General features: G+C 71.2%; 13 protein-coding genes. 5 read left to right on the forward strand and 8 right to left on the reverse strand.

Annotated elements, in window-relative coordinates; all coding sequences use genetic code 11:
- Position 1: 1 nt before the first annotated feature.
- Entirely contained in the window at positions 2-697 is a 696-nt protein-coding gene (locus tag PGH47_RS03605) for a type 1 glutamine amidotransferase domain-containing protein (protein WP_271662177.1), read from the reverse strand.
- A gap of 121 nt (positions 698-818) precedes the next feature.
- Here PGH47_RS03605 and PGH47_RS03610 point away from each other — a divergent pair, with 121 nt between their 5' ends.
- A complete protein-coding gene (locus PGH47_RS03610) occupies positions 819-1,778 on the forward strand; it encodes a LysR family transcriptional regulator (RefSeq protein ID WP_271662178.1) in 960 nt (319 codons plus the stop codon).
- Between the two features lie 11 nt (positions 1,779-1,789).
- On the opposite strand, the gene PGH47_RS03615 is transcribed toward PGH47_RS03610, so the two are convergent.
- Positions 1,790-2,992: a helix-turn-helix domain-containing protein gene (locus PGH47_RS03615; RefSeq protein WP_271662179.1), complete on the reverse strand. Its 1,203-nt coding sequence runs from the start codon at positions 2,990-2,992 to the stop codon at positions 1,790-1,792.
- Positions 2,993-3,320: 328 nt separating this feature from the next.
- Here PGH47_RS03615 and PGH47_RS03620 point away from each other — a divergent pair, with 328 nt between their 5' ends.
- Complete coding sequence (locus tag PGH47_RS03620; protein WP_271662180.1) at positions 3,321-4,283, forward strand: esterase/lipase family protein; 963 nt, start codon at positions 3,321-3,323, stop codon at positions 4,281-4,283.
- A gap of 34 nt (positions 4,284-4,317) precedes the next feature.
- Here the strand turns inward: PGH47_RS03620 and PGH47_RS03625 are convergent, their stop codons facing one another.
- The 4 genes from PGH47_RS03625 to PGH47_RS03640 all read right to left on the reverse strand — a co-directional run bounded on the left by PGH47_RS03625 (position 4,318) and on the right by PGH47_RS03640 (position 10,471).
- Positions 4,318-4,794 (reverse strand): (2Fe-2S)-binding protein, encoded by a 477-nt coding sequence (locus tag PGH47_RS03625; protein WP_271662181.1) that lies wholly within the window; start codon positions 4,792-4,794, stop codon positions 4,318-4,320.
- A gap of 8 nt (positions 4,795-4,802) precedes the next feature.
- On the reverse strand, positions 4,803-7,145 hold the full coding sequence (locus PGH47_RS03630) for a molybdopterin cofactor-binding domain-containing protein (RefSeq protein ID WP_271662182.1): 2,343 nt from the start codon (positions 7,143-7,145) through the stop codon (positions 4,803-4,805).
- Between the two features lie 257 nt (positions 7,146-7,402).
- Positions 7,403-9,361, reverse strand: a complete 1,959-nt coding sequence (locus tag PGH47_RS03635; protein ID WP_271662183.1) for a collagenase — start codon at positions 9,359-9,361, stop codon at positions 7,403-7,405.
- Positions 9,362-9,511: 150 nt separating this feature from the next.
- Positions 9,512-10,471: a LysR family transcriptional regulator gene (locus tag PGH47_RS03640; protein ID WP_271662184.1), complete on the reverse strand. Its 960-nt coding sequence runs from the start codon at positions 10,469-10,471 to the stop codon at positions 9,512-9,514.
- 157 nt (positions 10,472-10,628) lie between these two features.
- On the opposite strand from PGH47_RS03640, the gene PGH47_RS03645 reads away from it, so the two are divergent.
- Complete coding sequence (locus PGH47_RS03645) at positions 10,629-12,074, forward strand: glyceraldehyde-3-phosphate dehydrogenase (RefSeq protein ID WP_126898197.1); 1,446 nt, start codon at positions 10,629-10,631, stop codon at positions 12,072-12,074.
- A 148-nt stretch (positions 12,075-12,222) separates the two neighbouring features.
- Here the strand turns inward: PGH47_RS03645 and PGH47_RS03650 are convergent, their stop codons facing one another.
- Positions 12,223-13,863, reverse strand: a complete 1,641-nt coding sequence (locus PGH47_RS03650; protein WP_271662185.1) for a thiamine pyrophosphate-binding protein — start codon at positions 13,861-13,863, stop codon at positions 12,223-12,225.
- Positions 13,860-14,645: a cyclase family protein gene (locus PGH47_RS03655; protein WP_271662186.1), complete on the reverse strand. Its 786-nt coding sequence runs from the start codon at positions 14,643-14,645 to the stop codon at positions 13,860-13,862. The genes PGH47_RS03650 and PGH47_RS03655 overlap by 4 nt, the downstream gene beginning before the upstream one ends.
- A 188-nt stretch (positions 14,646-14,833) precedes the next feature.
- Here PGH47_RS03655 and PGH47_RS03660 point away from each other — a divergent pair, with 188 nt between their 5' ends.
- The gene (locus tag PGH47_RS03660) at positions 14,834-16,465 is read left to right on the forward strand and encodes a cellulase family glycosylhydrolase (RefSeq protein ID WP_271662187.1); all 1,632 of its coding nucleotides are present in this window, start codon (positions 14,834-14,836) and stop codon (positions 16,463-16,465) included.
- 183 nt (positions 16,466-16,648) lie between these two features.
- Complete coding sequence (locus tag PGH47_RS03665) at positions 16,649-17,689, forward strand: ABC transporter substrate-binding protein (protein ID WP_271662188.1); 1,041 nt, start codon at positions 16,649-16,651, stop codon at positions 17,687-17,689.
- Positions 17,690-17,731: the final 42 nt, after the last annotated feature.

The following is a 17,731-nucleotide window of genomic DNA, read 5'->3' on the forward strand; positions in this document are numbered from 1 at the left end:
TTCAGCCCAGCTTCTTCAGCAGTTCGACGGCGAGCGGGGCGGAGGAGGCGGGGTTCTGGCCGGTGACGAGGTTGCGGTCGACGACCACGTTCGGCACCCACGGCTCGCCCACCTGGACCTGCACACCGGCCTCGGTGAGCCGGTCCTGGAGCAGCCACTCGGCCTTGTCGGCGAGGCCGCCCAGGGTCTCCTCGGTGTTGGTGAACGCGGCCACCCGGTACCCGGCGAACGTGTTGGCGCCGTCACCGCCGGTGGCGGCCAGCAGCGCGGCCGGGCCGTGGCAGACGACGCCGAGCGGCTTGCCGGAGTCCAGGGCGAGGGTCAGCAGTCGGCCGGATTCGGCGTCGACCGCGAGGTCCTCCATCGGGCCGTGACCGCCGGGGTAGAACACGGCGGCGTAGTCGTCGAGGTCCACGTCCGCCAGCCGCACCGGCTCCCGCAGCTCGGTCATCGACTCGAGCAGGGCGGCGATCCGGTCGGCGTTCTCCTGACCGCCGTTGACCTCGGCCGCGAGGCTGCCCTTGTCGACGGGCGGTACGACACCGCCGGGCGTGGCCACGACGACATCGTGACCGGCGGCCTTGAACGCCTCGTAGGGCGCGGCGGCCTCCTCGGCCCAGAAGCCGGTGGGGTGCTTGGTGCCGTCGGCCAGGGTCCACTGGTCGGCGCCGGTCATCACGAACAGGATCTTCGACATGAGGGGGCTCTTTCGCGAGGGGGTTCCTGGAGGTCCTGACGCCGTGCGTGCAGATCGTCAGGACGTCGATGTCCCCGACCGTACGCACCGGCACCCATTGGAATCCAATAGGCTCATCCATATGAGACATAGGGATTCCAATGAGGAGGAGGAAGTCCGGCAGTCTGCGGGCGCGGCGCCGGTGGACCTGAACCTGCTGCGCACGTTCCTCGCCGTCTACCGCACCGGTTCCTTCACCGCCGGCGCCCGGCTGCTGGGTCTGTCCCAGCCGACGGTCACCACGCAGATCCGCACGCTGGAGCGGCAGCTGGACCGGGAGCTGTTCCAGCGTCTGGCGCGCGGCGTGGCCCCCGGCCCGTACGCCGACGAGCTCGCCTCCCGGGTCGTGGATCCGCTGGACGCCCTCGCCGCGGTCACGGGGCCGGGCGGCCCGGCGGACGTGCACCCGGCGGAACCCGTGCACCTCGCCGGCCCGGCCGAGCTGCTGACCCACCGCGTCATGCCGGCGCTCGCGCCGCTGGTCGACCGGGGCGTACGGCTGCGCATCACGCCGGGCCTGACGGAACCCCTCCTGGAGGAGCTGCGGGCCGGCCGCTACGACCTGGTGCTGTCGACCTACCGGCCACGCGGTCGCGCCCTGGCGTCGGTGCCGCTGGCGGACGAGGAGTTCGTGCTGGTCACGGCACCGGCCTGGGCGGAGCGCATCGGCGGTGCGGCGCGGCTCGCGGCGGACGGTCCCGCCGCGCTGCACGGGGTGCCGCTGGTCGCCTACGCCGAGGACGTGCCGATCGTGCGCCGCTACTGGCGGCATGTCTTCGGCAGGCGTCTGGTGCGCCACCCGGCGGTCACGATGCCGGACCTGAACGCGGTCAAGGCGGCGGTGGCGGGCGGTACGGGGTTCAGCGTGCTGCCCCGCTATCTGTGCTCGGCCGAACTGGCCTCGGGCGCGCTCGTCCCGCTGCACGACCCGGACGATCCGCCCATCAACACCGCCTTCCTCGCCCAGCGCCCGGGCTCCTCCGGCAACCCTCATCTCGCCCTGGTCCGCGACCACTTGCTGGAGATCGCCCGCGACTGGTGACGTCCGGCGTCTCACCCGGTGCCGGCCCGCAGCGCGTGGGTGCGCAGTGCCAGCAGGGCCTCGAACCGGAAGCGGGGGTCGCCGAGCCGGTCGCCGAACACTTCCTCCAGCTGGCGCAGGCGTTTGCGGGCCGTCTGCGGATGGATGCCCAGGGCCTGGGCGACCTCGGGGGCCGTACGCCCCCAGGACATCAGCAGCGCGTCCAGGGTCTCGGCAAGCCGGGCGGCCCGCCCCCGGGGCAGGTCCGCGAAGACGCCCAGCACACGGCGGCCGAGCAACTGCCCGATGGGGGCGCCGCGCAGGAGGTAGAGCTCGGACAGCTCGTCGTCGACGCGCAGGAAGGCACCGTCGGTGGGCAGTTCGGCGCGCCGGTCGACGGCGAGGCGGGCGCACTGCAGGGACAGCCATGTCTCGTGCGGGGGCACCGCCGGGCCCACGACGGCGACACGGCCCCGGGCAGCCTCCCGCACCCGGTCGATCAGCCCGCTCGTCTCCGGCTCGGGCACGATCAGCACGAGGTCGCTGCCCCGGCCGACGGAGAGCAGTTCACCGTCCGCTCCGGGCACGGAGAAGCGCCCCGCCGACCGCACGATCACGGACGCGACGGCACCCGGCAGCGCCCACCGGGCCCGCTCGGCCAGCGGTCCCAGGGCTGCCCGCTCCTGCCCTCGCGGCGGCTCCAGCAGCCGCTCCACCAGCGCCCGGCGGGCCCGCTTCACCTCGCCCTCCGACCGCAACTGAGCAGCGAGGAAACCTTTCACCGACTCATTGGACAGCGCGTTGATGTGGACCAGCACTGCCTCGTGCAGGGTCAGGACGGTCGCGGGCGGCAGCGTGGCCTCCTGCACGAACTCGGCGTAGCGCCTGCTGCCGACCCGCGCCCCGACGCGGAACGCGGCCTGGAGGGCGTCCGTCGTCCGGCCGTTCAGGAACTCGACGCGCCCGAGGTGCCGGAAGTGGTCGAGATGGTGGTCCTGGGCGCTGTCGGGGTGCTCGATCAGCTCCACGAACTGCAGCACGGCCCGGCGGATCGACTCGGTCAGGTCGCGGCCGACGGCGGAGTCGAGCGGCCGACGGTAGGCGGGCACCTCGTCGCGGATCGCCCGGGTCATGTCGGCGACGATCTGCTCGGTCCTGGATCGGATCAGCGCGGCGAGCACCGGGGGCAGCTCGTGCCAGGGCTGACGCGTGAACGTCTCGGCCTGTGCCGTCATCGCGGTGGCTCCGTCCCGGGCGGCGGGTGAGGGGTGGCGGGCGCGCGGCGCGCTCGCCGGTGGTGACCGGCGGTGGCGCGCGCGGAAGCTGCGCCCCGTGAGGCACAGCTCGGGAAAGGTGTCACGCCCCTGACATCTTTCTCGTCTCCCTCCGCGGCTCTCCTGGTCGGCTCCCGCGGGCGACGCGAGTGTTGATCCGACGTTACGCGCCAGTAGCTTCCGTGTCTCGCTCTTGTGACAAGGCTTCACCCAGTCCTGACCGATCCCCTTGCGGCCAGGGCCCACGGATCCGCCGGCGCTCCCCCACGACCAGTCAGAGGAGCCCCACATGCGCACCCGCAGACTGCGACGCACCCCACGGCGACGCCTGCTGACCACGTCCCTGGCCGCGCTCACGGCGGCCGCCTGTATCGGCGTGGTCGGCGTCGACCGGTCCCACGCGGCGCCGGAGGCGAGCGACACCGCGCCGGTGGCGGCGTCCGATCCGGTCGGCCCGCCCAAGGACGACTTCGCGTCGGCGTTCGCGTACTCCCTCGCCCACCCGACGGCCGTGCCCTCCGGCGCCAACGACTTCGCCTGCCGGCCCAGCGCCGCGCACCCGCGTCCCGTCGTCCTCGTGCACGGCACCATGGAGAACCGCTACGACAACTGGGCGGCGCTCTCCCCACGGCTCAAGGAGGCCGGGTACTGCGTCTTCGCCCTCAACCACGGCGGCGGCTCCGGCCCGCTGCTCGGCACCGAGGACATGGCCGCCTCGGCCCGTGAGCTGGCGGACTTCGTCGACCGGGTCCGGGCCGCCACCGGCGCCGCGAAGGTCGACCTCGTCGGGCACTCGCAGGGCGGCATGATGCCGCGGTACTACATCAAGAACCTCGGGGGCGCGGCGAAGGTCGACAAGCTCGTCGCCCTGACCCCGTCCAACCACGGCACCACGTTCTCGGGCCTCGGCCTGCTCGCCCTGGTGATCCCCGGCGGCAACGCGGTCCTCGGAGCGGGCTGCAAGGCGTGCAGCCAGCAGCTCATCGGCTCTGACTTCCTCAAGGACCTGAACTCCGGCGGCGAGACCGACCCGGGCGTCACCTACACGGTGATCACCACCCGGTACGACGAGGTCGTCACCCCGTACACCTCGGCGTATCTGGACGCGGCGCCCAACGTCAGCAACGTCAAGCTCCAGGATGTGTGCCCCGCCGAGTTCACCGACCACATCGGCATCAGCTACAACGACCTGGCCACGCGGCTGGTGTTCAACGCCCTGGACCCGGCTCACGCGCAGCGGCCCACCTGCTGAACCCCCGTGCCCCCGCGCGGTGGCGGGGGCACGTTCAGTACTTCTTCGCGCCTGCCACGATCGCCTCCCGGATGCGGTGGTACGTCCCGCAGCGGCAGACGTTGCGGATCTCGTCGAGGTCGGCCTCGCTGATCTCGCGGCCCTCCTCGCGGGCCTGGCGGACCTTGGCGACGGCGGTCATGATCTGGCCGGGCTGGCAGTAGCCGCACTGGGCGACGTCGAACTCCAGCCAGGCCTCCTGCATCGGGTGCAGTTCGCTGCCGACCGTGGCGGGCAGGCCCTCGATGGTGGTGACCTCGTCGGTGGGGCGCAGGTCCTTCACCGGCACCGAACAGGGGTTGAACGCCTTGCCGTTGATGTGGCTCGTGCAGGCCTGGCAGACACCGAGGCCGCAGCCGTACTTCGGTCCCGTGACGCCGAGGACGTCCCGCAGCACCCACAGCAGCCGTACGTCGTCCTCGATGTCCACGGTCACGGACTCACCGTTGAGGATGAAGGTGTGTTCGGGCACGGGAACTCCTAGAAGGCGCGGCTCAGGCCGTCGGTCGGGGACGCGGGGATCGGCGGGGTGGTGGGCAGCGGTTCGAAGCCGAGCGGTTCCTGGTGGTTGAGGGGGAAGGTCGTCGGCATCGTGCCCGTCGCGCGTCCGTAGGCGCAGGCCACGGCCGCCATCGCGCCCGCGACGGCCAGCTCCCCCGCGCCGCCCGGGGTGTCGGTGGTCGGCGGCATCACTACGATCTCCAGCTCCGGCGGGGTGTTCCACTGCCGGGTGTAGAAGTAGTTGTCCCAACTGCCCTCCAGGAAACGCCCGTTGTCGAGGTGCAGTCCTGAGCTGAGCGTGATCGCGATGCCGTCCATGATGCCGCCCATCATCTGGGCCTGAAGGCCGCGCGGGTTCACCGCCAGGCCCACGTCGACGGCGCACACGACCTTCGTCACGCGCGGGCCGGTGTACGCGTCGGGGATCTCGCGTCCGGTGGTCTCCGGGCGGCAGTCGATCTCGGCGAGGACCGCGACGTACGCGTGGTACTCGGGGTGCAGCGCGATGCCCTGCGCCGTCCCGGCCGGCATGGCGCGGCCCCACTCCCCCGCCTCGGCGACCTTGTCGAGGACGGCACGGGCCCGTTCGTCCTTGAGGAAGGAGCGGCGGAACCGGTAGGGGTCCTTGCCCATGCGCCTGGCCAGCTCGTCCACCACCAGTTCCTGCGCGCAGCGCACGTTGGGCGAGTAGATGTTGCGCATGGAGCCGGTGTTGAAGCCCTTGTCGGTCTCGCTGAGCAGCTGGGTGACGACGCCGAAGTCGTAGGGGGTCTGCTGGGTGAGCGTGAAGATCGTCTCGGAGAAGGTGAGGTCGCCGACGGGCAGGCGGCTGGCCTCGGCGGTGATGATCTCGCCTACGCCGTGGCCGAAGTCGGTGGCCACGGAGGTGTGGCGCTGGTCGTAGGTGAGCACCTGCCCGAGCGCGTAGGTGGCGCGCACGCGTGAGGTGGACATGGGGTGCGTGCGGCCCTGCCGGAAGTCGTCGGTGCGGTGCCACATCAGCTTGACCGGCTTGCCCATGGCCCGCGAGACCTCGGCGGCCTCGCCGGCGGCGTCGTGGAACAGCTTGCGGCCGAAGGAGCCGCCGCCCTCCGTCACATGGACCTTGACCGCGTGCACGGGCAGTCCGAGCCTGAGCGCGATCTCCTCCTGGGCGACGATCGGCGCTTTGAGGCTGGCCCAGATCTCGGCGGAGTCCTCGCGCACGTCGGCGACGGCGCAGTTGGTCTCCAGGGCGCTGTTGCTGGCGAAGTGGAAGGTGAATCGGGCGTCGACCGACCTGGTCAGCAGGTCGATGCCGGGCAGCGGGAGTTCGGCCTTGCGCAGCTTCGCGCGGATGCTGTCGTCGGAGGCGTCCTCGGCGGTTCCGGGGCCCCAGTCCACCTGGAGGGCCCGTACCGCGTCGATGCACTGTCCGAACGTACGCCCGCGCACGGCGACGCCGGTCGACACGCGGACGACGTCGGTGATGCCGGGCATGGCCCGCACCGCGTCCAGGTTCCGCACCGAGCGGACGGTGCCGTTGATCGTCGGCGGTCGGCACACCATCGTCGGCAGCGCGTCCGGCACCTGCACGTCCATGGCGAACTTCTTGCGGCCGGTGACCGCGGCCGGCGCGTCGATGCGTCGCCGGGCGGTGCCGATCACCTTGAAGTCGGCGGGTTCCTTCAGGGTGACGGCGACCTGGCCGGTGGCTACCGAGGCGGCCTTCGCGGCGAGTTCGCCGTAGCCGAGGCTCCTGCCGGTGACGGTGGAGGTGATGACGCCCGCCTTCGCCCTCAGGGCGCCGACGGCCTCCCCCAGTTCGAGCGCGGCGGCTTCGAGCAGGCGGCCCCGGGCCACGGCCGCCGCGACGCGGATCGGGGTGTAGGTGGAGATGGTGGTGTTCGAGCCGCCGGTGAGCTGGTTGAACAGCAGCTCGGGCCGTGCGTCGGCGAGGGCGACGTGGATCTTCTCCAGCGGCAGGTCGAGTTCCTCGGCGACCAGCATCGCGCTGGAGGTGGTGATGCCCTGGCCGACCTCGGCCCGCGGCAGGGCGAAGGAGGCCGTGCCGTCGCTGTCGAGCCGGATGGTGATGAGGTTCGCCGTGGGCAGGGCGGCGTGGGTGAGCATGTCGTTGAGGTCGTAGAGCTCGGCGGGGCCGGGCAGCGAGGGGACCGCCGCGGCGGCCTCGTCGGGCGCCAGGGCCGCCTCGCCCAGGGGTGCGGCGACGGTGAGCGTCGAGGCGGCGATCACGTACCCGAGGAAGCGGCGTCGGCTGAAGCCGTCGGGGTCGGCGCCGGGCGCGGTGTCCGGCCGCTCGGAGCGGTGGTGGGTTCCCATCGGCTGACCTCCCGGCGACGTGGCGTGCGGCCGTGCTCGGCGGCTCCTGACTGTGCACGGCCCGCACGCGTTCCGGAAGATCCTGGCGGCGCTTCGACACGCAACGCCCACAACCGCCTCACCTGTGAAGCTCCGGGCGGGACGAGCCGGGCCCCGGCCCTTGCACGGAATGCCCCGGCTCCCGCGCGAAACGTCCCGGCCCACGCCCCTCCACGCGGGGCGCAGGCCGGGACCTCAGGCGGATGCCCGTCCGGGGATCAACGTCCGGAACCCCCGGACGCCCCGACCACGACCGGCGCCGCCGCACACGCACCGGCGGCGCACTCCGTCAGCCACCGGTCGAAGTCGGCGTCGTAGCGGGTGCCGATGTCGGTGGCGTAGACGGCGTGACCGCCCGCGTAGTCGCCGCCGCGGAAGCGGGCGAGCATCCGCTGGATGTCGTCCGGGTGCTTCTCGAACATGTAGCGGACCGCGAGGTAGCCCCACGGATACGTGCGGGTCACGTCGCTGTTGGTGTACGTGTTCTGGAACAGCGTGCTCAGCCGGTAGGTGTGCCTGCCGGCCTCCGTGACCGCCTGGTCGTAGGTGATGTCGCGGTAGCCGTAGGACACGTACTCGGCGACGCCCTCGATCCACCACACGTCCGGCACCGACGTCTGCTCGGCGAAGTCGCCCTTCATGTTGTGGCGGGCGTCGAGGTAGTGCGTGTACTCGTGGTTGAGGTTCCAGATCCGGGCGGCGTGCCCGGTGTCCTGGCTCTTCTGGTACATCACCGCGTACGGCTTGTTCGCGGGGTCGGCCGGGTCGCCGATCAGGGTCATGCCGCCGTTGTCCGTGCTGATGCCGAAGATCGCCCCGGCGTAGGTCCGGTAGTCCTCCCGGCTCGCGAAGACGAAGAGATCCAGGGTCGAGAGGTACTGGCCGGGTATCGGCCCGCCGTCCCGGACGAGGTCGTGGACGTAGGCGTCCTGGCTCAGCACGCTCGCGCATGCCGCGTCGAGGTCGGCGGAGGTGAGCGACTGGGCCCGGACGGTGCGGGTGGCGTCGCAGCCGTGGGTGGTCGGCAGGGCCGCGCGCATCAGCCGTCCGGGCAGGTCGCAGATGCCGTAGTAGGCGCAGTTGGCGCGGTCGTAGGAGTCGGCCTGGGTTGCCACGGCCACCCAGAGCCCGGCGGTGGGGCCGGTGATGCGGGTCGTGTCGAGAAGGTGCTTGGCCCGGGGCCGCACCGTGCTCCGCAGGGCCGGGTGCTCGACGTAACGGGCCACGTTCATACCGGCGTTGGAGGCGAGGTACGCGCGGTCGGTGCCCAGCAGGTCGAGATGGTCGAGGGCGAAGGTGTGCAGGGTGCGGACGACGGACGGGTCGGCGGTGACCGCCGTGACGTAGTCCGTGTTCCAGTTGCCGCGCCAGAGCGGGGTGTACACGGAGTTGACGGCCGCGAGCATGCTGTGGATGGCGTCGTAGGAGCGGTCGTAGCCCTTGAGTATCCGCTGGTAGACCCGGAGATAGCGGGCCTGCTGGTCGGCGCTGTCGGTGAGGATCACGATCTCGCCCAGTACGTCGCCGTTCGCGTCCGTGACGTCCGCGGAGTGCGGGCGGGCGAAGAACGCGTCCAGGCCGCGGGTGGTGTTGCGGCTCAGGGCGGCGCCGTACGGGCCGACGTCGTCCGGGTGGTTGAACTGCACGTAGTAGCCGGCCCGCAGGAACAGCACGAGTTGCCAGACGCCGGCGGAGTTGTCGCCGTTGTAGGTCCGTGCCGCGCGGGTGAACGCCTCGGCGACCGTGACCATCCGGGCCTCGCGGAAGACGGCGCGCGCGTCGGCACCGGTGACCGCGAAGAGGGTGTTGACGCAGTCCGTGGTCGACGCCTTCACGAACGCGACGAGTGCGGCTCCGGTCCTGCCGCCGAAGTCGCCGGGAGTGCACGATGCCGCCTTGAGGCCGGGCTCCGGGCTCGGCCGGGTCGGGACGTGCGACGGCGGCAGCGGCGGCAGCTGGGTGCGGTTCAGCGGCCGGTCCTGTACGGCGGGACGGGCGGCGGTGTCCACCGTCGGGCCGGTCGGCGGCGGCTGTGCCGTGTCCCGGGAGGTGACCGGGACGGCGTCGGCTCGGGGCGCGGGGTTCGCGAGTGCCGGCGTCGACAGTAAGCCGCAGACGGTGACGCAGGCGGCGAGTGCCGTGATCATGCGTCTGGGCAGCACGAAGCGGTAGCGCATCTGGATTCCTCCACGGACGGATGCGCCTCGGAGTGGGGTGCTGAGGCGCGTGAGGCACTGTCTCAACGCCGTGCGGCACCAACAATGGTGTGTGACATAGCACATGGCGCCGAGGGGCCATAACGCGCGGAGGTCAGCGGCGAGCGGCGGCTAGGCCCCGGGCACGCTCCACATACGTGCGGCCCAGGTCCTCAAGTGCGGTGACTGTGCGACGAGTTGGCGGTGCGCGTCGGCGGCGGACTGGAAGAGGGCGTCGACCAGTTCCTCGGCGACGGCCGCGCGCCGCCAGGCCAGCACGTACCGGCACCACAGCGGCGTTCCGGCGAGCGGCTTGACGACCACGTGCGGGAGGGGTCGCATCGTCGGCTGCACCACGGCCACGCCGAGCCCGTCGGCGATCATCCCCTGCAACTGCTGCTGGTCGCCGAGGAATTCATGGACGGTCGCGGGTGTGAACCCGGCCGCCGCGCAGGCCGTGTAGAAGACGCCCGGCCATCCGGCGCCGTCGTCGGGTGTCAGGAACCAGGCCTCGTCGGCGAGGTCGGCGAGCGCGATCTGGGTGCGCTGGGCGAGCGGATGCCGGGACGGCAGGGCCACGAACGTCGGCTCGGTGACGATGCCGCGATGGGCCACCGTGTCGGAGTGCTCCAGCTCCCGGCCGGGGTAGTCGGCGGCGATGGCCGCGTCCACCACCCCGTCCTCCAGCAGCTCGACGATCCGCGACGAGGCGTAGACACTGCTCACCGCGAGGGAGACGTCCGGCAGCCGGGAGCGCAGGCCCGACACCATGCCGGCCAGCATCGGCGAATTGGTCGCGGCCACCCGCAGGGGCCGGCGCTCGGACGCCGCGCCGGCGGCCGGACGGCGTCCGATCGCGTCCGCGCGGGCGAGGACGTCGCGCGCCTGGGCGACGACCTCGAAGCCGTACGGGGTCAACCGCACACCCGTCGAGCCGCGCTCGAAGATCGACTCGCCGAAGTACCGCTCGATGCGCCGGAGTTGGGTGCTCATCGCGGGCTGCGAATAGCCGAGCTCGGCCGCGGCCCGGCCGACGCTCCCCGCGTCGGCGATGGCACACAGCACACGCAGATGCCGTAGCTCCAGCTCCACCCGTTCACTCCTCCTCCGCGCCTACAGCGCACGAGCCGAACAAAAGGGATGAATACCAGCAATAGCACACACTCTCCTGGCACACAGACCCCCCTTTGAACGCTCATCGGAACCTGCGGTTAGCATATGAGCGCCTCCTAGCTCGAAAGATAGGCCCGTGACTGTCAACGACGACTCGTTCACCAACTGGAAGAACCGCGAGGAAATCGCGGAGTCGATGATCCCGATCATTGGGAAGCTGCACCGGGAGCGGGACGTGACCGTCCTCCTCCACAGCCGCTCCTTGGTGAACAAGTCGGTGGTCAGCATCCTGAAGACCCACCGGTTCGCCCGGCAGATCGCGGGTGAGGAGCTCTCGGTCACCGAGACGCTGCCGTTCCTGAAGGCCCTCACGGAGCTGGACCTCGGCCCGTCGCAGATCGACATCGGCATGCTGGCCGCCACCTACAAGGCCGACGACCGCGGTCTGACGGTGGAGGCGTTCACCGCCGAGGCCGTCGCGGGTGCCACCGGCGCCAACAAGATCGAGCGCGGCGAGGGCCGTGACGTCGTCCTGTACGGCTTCGGCCGCATCGGCCGCCTCGTGGCCCGGCTGCTGATCGAGAAGTCCGGCTCCGGCAACGGTCTGCGGCTGCGGGCCATCGTCGTGCGCGGCGGCGGCGATCAGGACATCGTCAAGCGTGCCTCGCTGCTGCGCCGTGACTCCATCCACGGCCAGTTCCAGGGCACGATCACGGTCGACGAGGCCAACAGCACGATCAACGCCAACGGCAACGCGATCAAGGTGATCTACGCCAACGACCCCAGCGAGGTCGACTACACGGCGTACGGCATCAAGAACGCCATCCTCATCGACAACACGGGCAAGTGGCGCGACCGCGAGGGCCTGTCGGGCCACCTGCGCCCCGGCATCGACAAGGTCGTCCTGACCGCGCCGGGCAAGGGCGACGTCCCGAACATCGTGCACGGCGTCAACCACGACACCCTGAAGCCGGACGAGCAGATCCTGTCCTGCGCCTCCTGCACCACGAACGCCATAGTCCCGCCGCTGAAGGCGATGGACGACGAGTTCGGTGTGGAGCGCGGTCACGTGGAGACCGTCCACTCCTTCACCAATGACCAGAACCTGCTGGACAACTACCACAAGTCCGAGCGCCGTGGCCGCAGCGCGCCGCTGAACATGGTCATCACCGAGACCGGCGCCGCCTCGGCCGTCGCCAAGGCGCTGCCCGACCTCAAGGCCCGGATCACCGGCAGCTCGATCCGTGTCCCGGTCCCGGACGTCTCCATCGCGATCCTCAACCTCCAGCTGAAGCGCGAGACGAACCGCGAGGAGGTCCTCGACTACCTGCGCGACGTGTCGCTGACCTCGCCGCTGCGCCGCCAGATCGACTTCATCACGGCGCCCGACGCGGTCTCCAGCGACTTCATCGGCTCCCGCCACGCCTCCATCGTGGACGCCGGCGCGCTGAAGGTGGAGGGCGACAACGCGATCCTCTACCTCTGGTACGACAACGAGTTCGGCTACTCCTGCCAGGTCATCCGGGTCGTCCAGCACGTCTCCGGGGTCGAGTACCCGACCTATCCGGCACCGGCGGTCTGATCCGGTCCGGCTGCCCGGCAGCGCGCGCGAGTGCCACCGGGCAGCCGGCTCGACAGCGCCCCGAAAGGGGCGCGGGGAACTGCGCGATCAGCCACGACGGCGCCGCAGACGGAGACCAACACCCCACTCGGCGCTCCCGGCGAGGCGCTCAATGGCCCCGGAACGCCTCCTCCAGCCACCACGCCCCCTGATCGGCCACCACCTTGGCGTCGATCAGCAGCGGAGCGCTCCGCGGCCCGGCGACCCAGTCCGCCACGGCCTTGAGATCGGCCCGCGTCCGCACGGTCACCGCCTCGAAGCCGTAGCCCCGCCCCACGGCCGCGATGTCCGTCGGCGGGAAGCGCACGGTGTCGAGCTGGTGCCCGTCGGGTCCGAAGTGGTGCACCTCGGCGCCGTAGGCCTCGTCGTCGTACACCACGACCACCATGGGCAGCCCGAGCCGGCGGACGGTGTCGAGTTCGACGGCGCTCATCAGGGCGCCGCCGTCCCCGAGCGCGGCCACCGGCAACCGGTCCGGCCGGGCCAGCGCGGCCCCGATCGTGGTCGCGAGACCCAGCCCGATCGACTGGAATGCCTGCGTGAAGCAGAAGCCCTTCTCGTCCGGCACCGACAGGTACATCGTCGGATAGCCCATGAAGTTGCCCGAGTCGACGCCGACCACCCGCTCGGCGGGCAGGATCTCGTCGAGTGCGATGCCCAGCGTCCTCGGGTCGATCCGCTCACGCGTGCCGGTGTCCTCGTACGGGACGTCGTGCCAGCGCAGCCGTGCCGCGAGGGCCGCCGCGGCCTGTGGGGTCCGGTAGCCCTCACGCGGTTCGCCGCCCGTCTCGTACACGCGGCGCGCGGTGAGGCGGACGTCGCCGGTGACGCCGAGGTGGACCGGCCGGTGCAAGCCGAGCGCCGACGGGTCGTCGTCGACCTGGACGACGGTGGCGTCGGCGCCGATGAGATGGCCGTGCCGCATGGTCCACATGTTCAGCGCGCAGCCCCAGCCGACGATGAGGTCGGCGCCCTGGATCAGCTCGACGGCGAGCGGCGAGGCGAAACCTCCGGAGACGTCCAGGGACCACGCGTCGCCGTGGAAGAGCCCGCGGGCCACGGCCGACGTCGCGAGCAGCGCGCCGTACCGCTCGGCGAGCGCCGCCAGGGCCTCCCCGCCGCCCGGCTCCCGCGCCCCGCGGCCCGCCACGAACACCGGGCGCCGGGACCGCCCCAGCAGCTCGGCGAGGGCCGCGACCTCCGCCGCGTCCGGCTCGACGGCGGCCTTCGGCGTGGGCGGCACCGCCTGCGCCAGGGCACCTTCGGGGATCTCCGACGCCTGTACCGGAAGAGGGAGGTTGAGCAGGACGGTGCGCCGCTCCCACACCGCCAGCCGGACCGCCGCGCACGTCTGCTCGACGGCCTCCTCGGCCGACGTCACCCGCACCGCGGCCGCCCCCACCGCACGGGCCAACGCCTCTTGGTCGACATGGAAGTTGGACCTGGGTTCGGTCACCTCGGCCGCCAGCACGATCAGCGGGGTACGGCTCTTCGCCGCCTCCGCGATGCCGGTCATCGCGTTCGTCAGGCCCGGCCCCTGATGGACGCTGACCACCGCGACCTCGCCGCTGGTCCGGGCGTACGCGTCAGCCATCGTGGCCGCGCCGCCCTCATGGCGTGCGGCGACGAACCGCGCGCCCGCCGCGATCATCGCGTTGGTGACATGGAAGTTGCCCGACCCGACGACCCCGAAGACCTGGTCGACGCCGGCCGCGCACAGCGCCCGGCCGACCGCTTCCGAGACCTTCATGCGCGCTCCACCAGGGCCAGCACGCGCGCGGGGGCACCGGAGCCGGTGACGATCGGCAGGGGCCCCGCGACGACGACTGCGCCGGTCGGCGGCAGCGCGGCCAGGTTCTGCAACTGCGTCAGGCCGTACTTGTCGCTGCCCATCAGATAGGAGTGGCAGGGAAAGGCGGGGTCGAAGGAGTGCGCGGCCCCCGCGTCCGTGCCCACCGTCTCGACACCCAGGCCCAGGACGGGCGACTCCTCGGCGACCCAGCGGGCGCATTCCGGCGACAGCCCCGGGGTGTGCGGGCCGTTCTCGTCGGCGTTGAGGAACGCCTCCTGGGAGTGCGAGCGGGCGTCCCAACCGGTGCGCAGCAGCAGCCAACCGCCGTCCGGCAAGGGGCCGTTCTCGGCCTCCCATGCCTTCACGTGGTCGATCTCGACCAGGAAGTCGGGGTTCTCGGCGGCCTCGGCGGTGAAGTCCAGCACGGCGGCGGGCGCGATCAGATCGCGCGCGGGCACCGAGGCGACGTCGGCGAGGTCCTTGCCGGTGACCCAGTGGTTCGGGGCGTCGAAGTGGGTGCCGGTGTGCTCGCCGCTGCGGAAGTTGTTCCAGTACCAGGCAGGGCCGCGGTCGTCGTACCGGCTGATCTCCTCCAGCTCGAAAACGGCGGTCTGGCCGAACTGGGGCGGCAGTTGGATCACCGGAGTCGACGATGACAAGGGCGACGTCAGATCGACGACTTCGATCGATCCACCACGCAGTCCGGACACCAGCGCGGCAAGGACGGACGACTCGGGCATGGCGCCTCCTCGAACGGACGGTGTTCGCACCGACAGCATCTCAGTACAGCCCCCTCCCGCCCCGTATCGCCGCCGAACCTCTTGACGCGTCAATGACAACGATGGCTTGATGGGTGATGGGAGCGCTCCCATGAACGTCTGGAAAGGGAACTTCAGCCACTCATCCCATGCCTTCCCCTGGAGCCGCCATGAGATCCCGCACCCCGGCCGTCCCACGGCTCGCCACCGTCGCCGCTCTTCTGGGGCTGCTGCTCCCGCTGCTCGCCCTCGGCTCCCCCGCCCATGCGGCGCCGCCGGGCTTCCGTGTCGTCAACGGGCGGTTGCTGGAGTCGAACGGGAACGACTTCGTCATGCGCGGCGTCAACCACGCCCACACCTGGTATCCGGACCGCGTCAGCTCCCTCGCACACATCAAGGCCAAGGGCGCCAACACGGTACGGGTGGTCCTCTCCAGCGGTGACCGCTGGACCCGCAACGACGCCGCTGACGTGTCGAACGTCGTCGCCCAGTGCAAACAGAACCGGCTCATCTGCGTCCTGGAGGTCCACGACACCACCGGCTACGGCGAACAGAGCGGTGCCGTGACGCTCTCGCGTGCCGCCGACTACTGGATCGGCGTGCAGAGCGCACTGACCGGCCAGGAGGACTACGTCATCGTCAACATCGGCAACGAGCCGTACGGGAACACTAACTACACGGCGTGGACGGCCGACACCAAGGCGGCCGTCCAGAAGCTGCGGTCGGCCGGTTTCCGGCACACCATCATGGTCGACGCGCCCAACTGGGGTCAGGACTGGGCGTTCACGATGCGCGACAACGCCGCCTCGGTGTTCGCGGCCGACCCGGACGCCAACACGGTCTTCTCCATCCACATGTACGGCGTGTTCGACACCGCCGCCGAGATCAGCGACTATCTGAACCGCTTCGTCACGGCGAAACTCCCCATCGTCGTGGGCGAGTTCGGACACAACCACTCGGACGGCGACCCCGACGAGGACACCATTCTGGCCGCCACCCGGCAGTTGGGGCTCGGCTACCTCGGCTGGTCGTGGAGCGGCAACGGCGGCGGGGTCGAGTACCTGGACATGGTCACGAACTTCGACCCGAACCAACTGACCTCGTGGGGGCAGCGGATCTTCAACGGTGCGAACGGCATCGCCGCCACCTCAGAGGAGGCCGCCGTCTACTCCTCCGCCGGCGGCGACACCACTCCCCCGACCGCACCCGGAACCCCGACCGCCTCCGCCGTGACGTCCTCGTCCGTCACCCTGAACTGGTCCGCCGCCACCGACGCGACCGGTGTCACCGGCTACGACGTCGTCCGTGTCAGCGGCACCTCGGAGACCGCCGCCACCACGACGGCCGGCACCTCCACCACGGTCACCGGGCTCGCCCCCGCCACCTCCTACACCTTCGCTGTCTACGCGCGCGACGCCGCCGGCAACCGGTCACCGCGCTCCGGCACGGTGGCGGTCACCACGGCCTCCGGCGGTTCGGCGGCCACGTGCGGTGTCTCCTACCGGGTCACCAACGAGTGGCCGGGCGGCTTCCAGGGCGAGATCGTCATCCGCAACACCGGCACCTCCGCGATCAGCGGCTGGACGCTGCGCTGGACCTTCCCGGACAGCCAGCGCGTCAGCAACCTGTGGGGCGGCACGCCGACACAGAGCGGCGCGGAGGTGAGTGTCGCCGCCGCGTCGTACACGGCGACGATCGCCCCGACGGGCTCGGTGACGCTGGGCTTCACCGCCACGAAGGGCGGGACGAACCCCGGCCCCACGGCCTTCACCCTGAACGACTCGGCCTGCTCGGTTGCCTGACCCACCCCCACGCGCGGTGCGTCCTCGGCGTCGGGCCCACCGGCCCGCCCCGAGGACGCGTACACCCGCATCACACGGCCGTGACAGGAACCACACAGACTCGCATGTAGGGCCCATCGAAGATCCGGATAAGGTGAGGCTGGCCTAACGGCCGACCCATGTGCACCAAAAGGGAGCCCTGTCATGCTTCACCGGCGTCGCGGCCCGGCCGCCATCGCTCTCGCCGTCGCCGCGGCGCTGTCCCTCGCGGCCTGCGGCGGTTCCGACGACGGCTCGGACAACGCGGGTTCCGCGGCCGCGGGCGACAAGAAGGACGTGGCCAAGGGCGGCAAGGACTTCGCGTCGGCCGCGCAGAAGACGGCCGAGATGGGCACCGACGCCAAGCCGGGCCAGTGGCCGCGCACCATCGAGCACGCCATGGGCGAGACGGTCATCGAGTCCCGGCCCGAGCGGGTCGTGGTCCTGGACGTCGGCGAGCTCGACAACGTCGTCTCGCTCGGGATCGAGCCGGTCGGCCTCGCGCCGACGGAGGGCTCCCCCGAGCTGCCGTCCTACCTGAAGAAGGACGCCGGGAACCCGGCGAACATCGGCACGATCAACAACCTCAACCTGGAGGCGATCGCCGCTCTCAAGCCGGACCTGATCCTCGGCAGCCGGCTGCGCGCCGCGGACAAGTACGACGAGCTGTCGAAGATCGCGCCCACCGTCTTCTCCATCCGCCCCGGCTTCACCTGGAAGGAGAACTACCTCCTGAACGCCGCGGCCCTGGACAGGACCGCCGAGGCGAAGGCGAAGCTGACCGCGTACGACACGAAGGTCAAGGAACTCGACACAAAGCTCGGCGCCGACAAGCCGACCGTGTCGATGGTGCGTTACCTGCCCGACGGGGTGATCCGGCTCTACGCCAACGCCTCGTTCATCGGCACCATCCTCAAGGACGCCGGTATCCCGCGGCCCAAGAACCAGGACATCGAGGACCTGGCCGCCGAGGTCAGCGCCGAGAACATCGACCAGGCCGACGCCGACTACATCTTCACCGGTGTGTACGGCGACGCGAAGGCCACCGACAAGTCCCGGGCGCAGGGCAACCCGCTGTGGAAGAACCTCAAGGCGGTCAAGGCCGGGCACGCCTACGACGTCCCGGACGAGACCTGGTACCTGGGCCTCGGCGTCACCGCGGCGGACCAGGTCCTCGCGGACCTGGAGAAGCACCTCACCAAGTAGCCGCACCGTTCGCCCGAGCGCACCGCCTTGCCGTACCTCCGA

This window comes from Streptomyces sp. HUAS 31, assembly GCF_028198125.1.
Lineage (GTDB): Bacteria > Actinomycetota > Actinomycetes > Streptomycetales > Streptomycetaceae > Streptomyces > Streptomyces chartreusis.